At 47.8% G+C, this 1,129-nt stretch carries 1 protein-coding gene; it reads right to left on the reverse strand.

Translation table 11 applies throughout. From position 1 onward, the window contains the following. Positions 1 to 1,129 (reverse strand): exodeoxyribonuclease V subunit gamma (locus A3766_RS01030; RefSeq protein ID WP_197479154.1); only part of this gene is annotated, 1,129 nt, incomplete at both ends.

Below are 1,129 nucleotides of genomic sequence, written 5' to 3' on the forward strand. Positions count from 1 at the left end.
TCTTCATCAATGGAAAATCGCTGCCTGATTGCGGGAAAGTCCAAGCAATCTAATAGCTCGGCAGCCGTCATCCGACTTGACTCGAGTATCAATAGATTGCCAATACATTCCAATAAGGGTTGATGCCGATTCAAAGCCTGATCGGCAATAACATAGGGCAGGCTATGCGTTTGCCCATGGCGATCATAAACAAGGCGTGAAAAAACTGCCTCAATATAGGCGGCATAGTCTTCTATATCGGGCACCATCACAATAATATCGCGAGCATTTAAGCCGGGGTTTGCATCAAGCGTATTTAATAAGTAGTCGTGGAGAGCCTCAACCTCTCTTAAGTGGTTATGGCAACTTGCGAAGCGTATCGACTTATCGTCAGGATTCACACAATGGTGCTGGTTCTGCAGGTTCAAGATATCTGACTGAATTAAATTCAGCGCTGAATTATCTTCATCACCAAGATCATCGTAAAGCTCGGTGGCTAGATCAGCGAAAATTTCTTCTTGCATCAATAGCGACATATAATCGCGACCAAGCTTTCCCCATGACGCGAGCAAGGTGTTATGCTCAATAAAGTTTTCCGCTACCGTTTCAGCACTGACGCCCCGCGCAAGCAATGACTGATTAAGCAGGAGCTGCTGATACTCACTCATCACATCACCCCAGTAGTAGCGACAAGGGTTATTCACCACAACGTGTATATCAATGTGTTCAGCTAAAGCTTTGATAACAGCCAGCATTCTAGGAGGCAAGGCTGACAGGCCAAATACGAAGATTCGTTCGGGTAACTGAAGTTCCGCCCCTTTAGGTAGCGCTCTAATACAGGACTCCAGCCTGGTCAGCAGACTGGAACGATGCTGTCGTTGCGCCAAGGGCAAGTCAGGATAAACGCTACACCACAAGTCAGCCTGCCAAGCTTCCAATTCGGTAAATTGAGGACTACTGTAGTCTTTGGAATCCAGGCCGCTAGCAAGGCTCTTTATCGGCTTGCCTTGCTCCCATGCTTGCAACCATTCTGGGCGGTAGTTTTGATAGCCATCAAAAACGTCGGCTATGACACTCGCCATATCAAACACTAAAGACTGGGATAGCGCTTCATCGCCAGCGTTACCCAGCGCAGGCTCAGCACTCCCCT

It is taken from the genome of Oleiphilus sp. HI0132 (genome assembly GCF_001635845.1).